Origin of the sequence: Pseudomonas sp. Colony2 (assembly GCF_019382755.1) — a bacterium.
In the GTDB taxonomy this organism is placed as follows: Bacteria; Pseudomonadota; Gammaproteobacteria; order Pseudomonadales; family Pseudomonadaceae; genus Aquipseudomonas.
In genome coordinates, this window is sequence record NZ_CP080030.1 from 3,803,587 (window position 1) to 3,811,281 (window position 7,695).

5 protein-coding genes and 1 pseudogene are annotated in these 7,695 nt (G+C 60.4%); 5 read left to right on the top strand and 1 reads right to left on the bottom strand.

Annotation, left to right across the window (positions count from 1 at the left end; all coding sequences use genetic code 11):
• Window positions 1-79 precede the first annotated feature (79 nt).
• The 5 genes from JV201_RS15010 to JV201_RS15030 all read left to right on the top strand — a co-directional run bounded on the left by JV201_RS15010 (window position 80) and on the right by JV201_RS15030 (window position 7,019).
• Window positions 80-466, top strand: a complete 387-nt coding sequence (locus JV201_RS15010) for a cupin domain-containing protein (protein WP_102369141.1) — start codon at window positions 80-82, stop codon at window positions 464-466.
• 68 nt (window positions 467-534) lie between these two features.
• Window positions 535-945, top strand: a complete 411-nt coding sequence (locus tag JV201_RS15015) for a DUF3757 domain-containing protein (RefSeq protein ID WP_219405635.1) — start codon at window positions 535-537, stop codon at window positions 943-945.
• A gap of 225 nt (window positions 946-1,170) precedes the next feature.
• Complete coding sequence (gene mexE, locus JV201_RS15020; protein WP_003210867.1) at window positions 1,171-2,412, top strand: multidrug efflux RND transporter periplasmic adaptor subunit MexE; 1,242 nt, start codon at window positions 1,171-1,173, stop codon at window positions 2,410-2,412.
• 15 nt (window positions 2,413-2,427) lie between these two features.
• The gene (locus JV201_RS15025) at window positions 2,428-5,607 is read left to right on the top strand and encodes an efflux RND transporter permease subunit (protein ID WP_003210869.1); all 3,180 of its coding nucleotides are present in this window, start codon (window positions 2,428-2,430) and stop codon (window positions 5,605-5,607) included.
• Window positions 5,604-7,019, top strand: a complete 1,416-nt coding sequence (locus JV201_RS15030) for an efflux transporter outer membrane subunit (protein WP_177069490.1) — start codon at window positions 5,604-5,606, stop codon at window positions 7,017-7,019. The genes JV201_RS15025 and JV201_RS15030 overlap by 4 nt, the downstream gene beginning before the upstream one ends.
• Window positions 7,020-7,459: 440 nt before the next feature.
• Here the strand turns inward: JV201_RS15030 and JV201_RS15035 are convergent.
• Window positions 7,460-7,695 (bottom strand): annotated as a pseudogene (locus tag JV201_RS15035) (hypothetical protein); the annotation flags it as partial.

Consider the following 7,695-nt stretch of genomic DNA (forward strand, 5'->3'; position numbering starts at 1 on the left):
CGCTGCACGATCATTCAATATCCGGCGGGCCGTTGGGCCTAACTTAAGGCTCCAATGTCCTGAAACCCTGGAACCTACAATGCCCGCCTCCCACACTTCGACGAATTACGCCTCGATCAACTTCGCCCAGAAATACGCCCTGTTCAGCGAGCAATGGGCGCCCAAGGTCGTTGCGCAGATGAACGACTACCAGTTCAAGGTGGTGAAGATTGAAGGTGACTTCATCTGGCACGACCATGCCGACACCGATGAAACCTTTATCGTCCTCGAAGGCACCCTGCGCATCGACTTCCGCGACGGCGCGGTGACCATCGGCCAAGGGGAAATGTACGTGGTGCCCAAGGGCGTCGAGCACAAGCCGCACGCATTGGGTGAGGTGAAGTTGCTGTTGATCGAACCCTGCGGCGTGCTGAACACCGGCAGCGAGGGTGGCGAGCGTACGGCAATCAACGACGTGTGGATTTAGCACCTTCCGGCGTTGCCTGTTTGGGCTAGTCTTTACCTCACAGTTACTCCAGACCAGGAGCACGCGTGATGAACAGGCAGCTCAGGAAAACCTCAGCCCTCGTGATTACCCTGATGGCGTTGATGGGCAACGTCTACGCTGGCACTGGTGCCTGCCCGCCCACCCATGCCCTTAAAGACGCGTTCAAAAAGACGCCGACCGGGGAAGTGGTCGCCTACACTGCGTCCGGCCCGGACGGTCGGCAATGGACCGGGCAAAACCCGATGACAGAGCAGAAGGACCTGCAACAGGTCCACTTTGAAAAGGCGGTGATCCAAAGCAGCCAGGGCCAGTCGTCTGTGGCATGCCACTACCTGGATCAGAACCATGAACCGGTAAGCATGACCCTGAAAAACCAGGTCAATGCCAGGCCTCTGGGCAGCGCATGGTCAGGCAACGAATGCACGGCAACCAACCCGGCGCTCTGTACATTTGAATAGCAGACACGCCCGACAGTTTATGCGGCGCGCTGTTCCTTGCATCTTGCGCAACAGTCCTTTGTCATCAACAGCATTGATAGCTCCCTAACGAAAGCCCCATGCTAGAGGGCTCGCTTTACGCTTATATCATTCCGAATGATAGTTACCTTTGTTTCATTCGATTCGTGAGATAGCACCCTGCCGAGCATGATCCGCCCATCTTAAATACATTGGCGGATGCACCTCATGGAACAGTCACTCAAACATTTGCGCTATCCCTTGGCCATTTTGGCCGTGATGGTGATGAGCGCCTGCGGCAAAGCGCCCGAACAGGCAGCCGCCATGCCACCAAGCCACGTCAGCGTGGCCAAGGTGCTGGAACAACCGGTCAATGAGTGGGACGAATTCACCGGCCGGCTCGAAGCGCCGGAAACCGTGCAGATCCGTCCGCGCGTGTCGGGCCAGATCGATCAGGTCGCCTTCACCGAAGGTGCCTTGGTCAAGAAAGGCGACCTGTTGTTCCAGATCGACCCACGCCCATTCCAGGCCGAAGTGCGCCGCCTCGAAGCACAACTCGCACAAACCAAGGCCGCCGCCACCCGCAGCGATAACGAAGCCCAGCGCGGCGAACGCCTGCGCCAGAGCAATGCGATCTCCGCCGAGCTGGCCGACTCGCGCACCACCGCCGCCCAGGAAGCCCATGCGACTGTCGCCGGCATCCAGGCGCAGTTGGACCTGGCCAAGCTGAACCTGAGCTTCACCCGTGTCAGCTCGCCCATCAGCGGCCGCGTCAGCCGTGCCGAGATCACCGCCGGCAACCTGGTGACCGCCGATGTCACCGCGCTGACCAGCGTGGTGTCCACCGACAAGGTCTACGCCTACTTCGACGCCGATGAACGTGTGTACCTCAAGTACACCGAACTCGCGCGCCAGGGTCGCCGTGGCGCGACTACCCCGGTGTACCTGGGCCTGTCCAATGAAGACGGCAACCCGCACCTGGGCCAGATGAACTTCGTCGACAACCAGGTCAACCCGGCCACCGGCACCATTCGTGGTCGCGCTGTGTTTGATAACAGCAAGGGCGAATACACCCCTGGCCTGTATGCCCGCTTGAAGCTGGTGGGCAGCGGCACCTACTCCGCCGTGCTGATCAGCGACGAAGCCGTGGGCACCGACCTGGGCAAGAAGTTCGTACTGGTGATGGACGGCGACAAGCCGGCCTATCGCGCCGTGGAGCTGGGTCCGAAGATCGAAGGTTTGCGCATCGTGCGCAGCGGCCTGACCAAGGACGACACGATCATCGTCAAGGGCTTGCAGCGCGTTCGCCCGGGATCGCCGGTTGCTCCGGAAACCATCCCGATGGCCAGCAAGGAAACCCTCGCCGCCTTGGCACAACAACGACAAGCGCTTGAAGCCAGCAACCTGGAGCAAGTGGCGCCGGATAAAGCCGCGCCCAAGCTCGCCAGTGTCGCGACTCCACGCGGTTAAGGGATACGACTCAAGATGAATTTTTCCAAGTTCTTCATTTCGCGGCCGATCTTCGCAGCGGTGCTGTCGCTGCTGATCCTGATCGCCGGCGCGATTTCACTGTTCCAGCTACCAATCAGTGAATACCCGGAAGTGGTGCCGCCGACCGTTGTGGTCCGTGCCAACTTCCCGGGCGCCAACCCCAAGGTCATCGGTGAAACCGTGGCCGCGCCTCTGGAGCAAGCCATCACCGGCGTCGAGAACATGCTGTACATGTCCTCGCAATCGACCGCCGACGGCAAGCTGACCCTGACCATCACCTTCGCCCTGGGCACCGACCTGGACAACGCGCAGGTGCAGGTGCAGAACCGGGTAACCCGGACTCAGCCCAAACTGCCCGAGGAAGTGACGCGCATCGGTATTACCGTGGACAAGGCCTCTCCCGACCTGACCATGGTGGTGCACATCACCTCCCCCGACCAGCGCTACAACATGCTCTACCTGTCCAACTACGCGATCCTCAATATCAAGGATGAGCTGGCACGGCTGGGCGGCGTGGGTGATGTGCAACTGTTCGGCATGGGCGATTACTCCCTGCGTGTGTGGCTGGACCCGAACAAGACCGCCTCGCGCAACCTGACCGCCACCGACGTGGTCACGGCCATTCGCGAACAGAACCGCCAGGTGGCGGCCGGTGCCTTGGGCGCGCAACCTGCGCCGAATGACACCAGCTTCCAGCTGTCGGTCAACACCCAGGGCCGACTGGTCACTGAGGAAGAGTTCGAGAATATCGTCATCCGTGCCGGCGCCAACGGCGAAATCACGCGCTTGAAGGACATTGCACGGGTTGAGCTGGGTTCCAGCCAGTACGCCCTGCGCTCGTTGATCGACAACCAGCCGGCCGTGGCGATCCCGATCTTCCAGCGCCCGGGCTCCAACGCAATCGACATCTCCAATGAAGTGCGCGCCAAGATGGCGGAGCTGAAACAGAGCTTCCCGGAGGGCATGGATTACCGCATCGCCTATGACCCTACCGTCTTCGTACGTGGCTCCATCGAGGCCGTGGTTCACACCCTGTTCGAAGCACTGATCCTGGTGGTGCTGGTGGTGATCCTGTTCCTGCAGACCTGGCGTGCGTCGATCATTCCATTGGTGGCGGTGCCGGTATCGTTGATCGGTACCTTTGCGGTGATGCACCTGTTTGGCTTCTCGCTCAACGCGCTGTCGCTGTTCGGGCTGGTGTTGGCGATCGGTATCGTGGTGGACGACGCCATCGTGGTGGTGGAGAACGTCGAACGGAACATCGAATTGGGCCTGGAACCGTTCCCGGCCACTGAAAAGGCCATGAGCGAAGTAACCGGCCCGATCATCGCGACCGCGCTGGTACTGTGTGCGGTGTTCATTCCAGCGGCATTTATCAGCGGCTTGACCGGCCAGTTCTACAAGCAGTTCGCCTTGACCATTGCGATCTCGACCGTGATCTCGGCGTTCAACTCGCTGACCCTGTCGCCCGCACTGGCAGCGGTATTGCTCAAAGGCCACAACGCTCCGAAAGACGGGTTCTCCAGGTTCCTCGACAGGATGCTGGGTGGCTGGTTGTTCAAACCGTTCAACCGCTTCTTCGACAAGGCCAGCCATGGTTACGTCGGCACGGTACGCAGGGTGATCCGCGGCAGTGGTATCGCGCTGTTCCTGTACGCCGGCCTGATGGTCCTGACCTGGATGGGCTTTGCCCACACGCCGACCGGTTTCGTACCGGCCCAGGACAAGCAATACCTGGTGGCCTTCGCGCAATTGCCGGACGCCGCGAGCCTGGACCGTACCGAAGACGTGATCAAGCGCATGTCCGACATCGCCATGAAACAGCCCGGCGTGGAAAGCGCGATCGCCTTCCCCGGCTTGTCGATCAACGGTTTTACCAACAGCCCGAACAACGGCATCGTGTTCGTGACCTTGAAGCCGTTCGATGAGCGTAAAGACCCGAGCCTGTCTGCCGGTGCGATTGCCGGTGCACTGAATGGCAAGTACAGCAGCATCCAGGAAGCCTACATGGCGATCTTCCCACCGCCGCCGGTACAGGGCCTGGGTACGATCGGCGGGTTCCGCCTGCAGGTCGAAGACCGTGGCAACCTGGGTTACGACGAGCTGTACAAAGAAGTGCAGAACATCATTACCAAGAGCCGTGGCGTGCCTGAGTTGTTCGGCCTGTTCACCAGCTACACGGTCAACGTGCCCCAGGTCGATGCTGCCATCGACCGCGAAAAGGCCAAGACCCATGGCGTGGCGATCAGCGACATCTTCGACACCCTGCAGATCTACCTGGGCTCGTTGTATGCCAACGACTTCAACCGCTTCGGGCGCACCTATCAGGTCAACGTGCAGGCTGAGCAACAGTTCCGCCAGGATGAAGACCAGATCGGCCAGCTGAAAGTGCGCAACAACAAAGGCGAGATGATTCCCCTGGCGACCTTCATCAAGGTCAGCGACACCTCGGGCCCGGACCGCGTGATGCACTACAACGGCTTCATCACCGCCGAGATCAACGGCAACGCCGCACCGGGCTACAGCTCCGGCCAGGCCCAGGCGGCGATCGAGAAACTGTTGAAAGACGAACTGCCCAACGGCATGACCTACGAGTGGACCGACCTGACCTATCAGCAAATCCTCTCGGGCAACACTGCGCTGTTCGTGTTCCCGCTCTGCGTACTGCTGGCGTTCCTGGTACTGGCCGCCCAATACGAAAGCTGGAGCCTGCCACTGGCGGTGATCCTGATCGTACCGATGACCCTGCTGTCGGCCATCACCGGGGTGATTATCTCTGGCGGCGACAACAACATCTTCACCCAGATCGGCCTGATCGTCCTGGTGGGCCTGGCCTGTAAGAACGCGATTCTGATCGTCGAGTTCGCCAAGGATAAACAGCAGGAAGGCCTCGATCCGCTCGCTGCGGTACTGGAAGCCTGCCGTCTGCGTCTGCGGCCGATCCTGATGACCTCGTTCGCCTTCATCATGGGTGTAGTGCCTCTGGTGATGTCCAGCGGTGCCGGTGCCGAGATGCGCCATGCCATGGGTGTGGCGGTGTTCTCCGGGATGATCGGCGTGACCTTCTTCGGTCTGCTGCTGACGCCAGTGTTCTATGTACTGATCCGCCGGTTTGTTGAACGCGGTGAAGCGCGCAAAGCGGCCAAGGCCTTGAAGCTGGAGACACAGCAATGAGCGTGAAAGTATTTTTGCCGAGCTTGCTGGTACTGGCGCTGAGCGCCTGTGCCGTGGGCCCGGACTATAAAACCCAGCCACTGGAGGCGGCCAACGTAACGGCCGCCGCCGATGCCAAGCAGTACGACCACGCGAAGTTCGAAGGCATCTGGTGGCAACAGTTCGAGGACCCGACCCTTAACCAGTTGGTGACTCAGTCCCTGAACGGTAACCGTGACCTGCGGGTGGCATTTGCCCGCCTGCGGGCAGCCCGGGCGATTCGTGACGACGCTGCCAATGACGTGATGCCGGTGATCACCAGCCGTGTCAGCAGCGATGTGGGCAAAGGCCAGATCCCCGGCCAGACCACCCAACGTGTCAACAGCGAGCGTTATGACCTGGGCCTGGACATGGCCTGGGAAGTGGACTTGTTCGGCCGCATCCGCCGCAACCTGGAGGCCAGCGACGCTGACCAACAGGTTGCCGAAGCCGACCTGTATCAGTTGCAAGTGACGATGATTGCCGAGCTGGTGGACGCTTACGGTCAACTGCGGGGCGCGCAATTGCGCGAAAAAATCGCGGTGGCCAACCTGAAAAACCAGGAGGATTCGCGCGGTATCACCGTCAGCCTGCGGGACGCCGGTGTGGGCGATCAACTCGATGTGGTACGGGCCGATGCGCGTCTGGCGGCTGTAGAAGCCAGTGTGCCGCAGCTGCAGGCCGAGGAAGTTCGCGAGCGTAATCGTATCGCTACCCTGCTCGGTGAGCGGCCGGACAAGTTGAGCGTGGATTTGAGCCCGAAAGATTTGCCGGCGATTGCCAAGGCGTTGCCAATTGGTGATCCGGGGCAACTGCTGCAACGTCGTCCTGACATTCTCAGTGCCGAGCGTAAGTTGGCAGCCGCCACGGCGCGGATTGGGGTGGCCAAGGCTGATCTGTTTCCGCGGGTGAGCCTCAGTGGGTTCCTCGGGTTTACCGCTGGGCGGGGTTCGCAGATTGGGTCGGCGGCGGCGAATGCCTGGTCGCTGGGTCCGAGCATTACCTGGGCGGCGTTTGACCTGGGCAGTGTGCGGGCAAGGTTGCGTGGTGCGGATGCCGAGGCGGATGGCGCCCTGGCGACTTATGAGCAGCAGGTGTTGCTGGCGCTGGAAGAATCGGAGAATGCCTTCAGTGATTACGGCAAACGCCAGCAGCGGTTGGTCTCGCTGATTCGTCAGAGTGAGTCGAGCCGGGCTGCTGCGGATCTGGCGGAGATTCGTTACCGCGAAGGGACGGTGGACTTCCTGGTGTTGCTGGACGCGCAGCGTGAGCGTTTGGCCGCCGAGGATTCCCAGGCTCAGGCCGAAGTGGATCTGTATCGTGGGATCGTCGCGATCTACAAGGCGTTGGGCGGTGGGTGGCAGCCGAGTACCACGATTGCCAGTGCCAAGTGATTTGACTTAAAGAGCTCCTTTGGTTGGTCGCATCCAGCCAATTTTTAGCCCCGTGCCGTCATTCGGTCGCGGGGCTTTTTTTTGCTCGCTTGTGGTGTGTGCATATCCGTTATTTCGGTCAGGGCTGCTATTGGTTCCGCTCTTACAGCGGCTCACTTTTGAACAGCGCAAAAGTAAGCAAAACGCTCTTGCCCCACCACTCGGCACCTCGCCCAGGCTCGGTGTGCCCTCACTCCGGCTTTGGACCGTGGGCCGCCGTCATGGGCCATCCTTGGCCCAGGACGGCTAACCCGGCGTCCTGCCGGGTTACCCACGCTCCAAAGCCTGCGTTCGGCCAGCGTGGTTTAACGGGGCGCCTAAGATCAAGATCAAAAGCCAGAGCAAAAGCAAGAGCACAGCGGCCTCCCGGCCGGCTTGAGTGTTTTAGAGCAACAGCACAATCAAAAGCTAAAGCGGGCACGGTCAAATGTGGGAGCTGGCTTGCCTGCGATAGCATCAACTGGAAGTACCTGATGTACCGAGTTGTCTGCATCGCAGGCAAGCCAGCTCCCACAGAAAAGCAGATCTGCATTCGCTCTGGCTTTTGATCTGGCTGTTAAACACTCAAGCCGGCCGGTAGGCCGCTGTGCTCTGCTTTTGATCTGCTTTTGATTTTGATCTGCGGGCCCCGTTAACC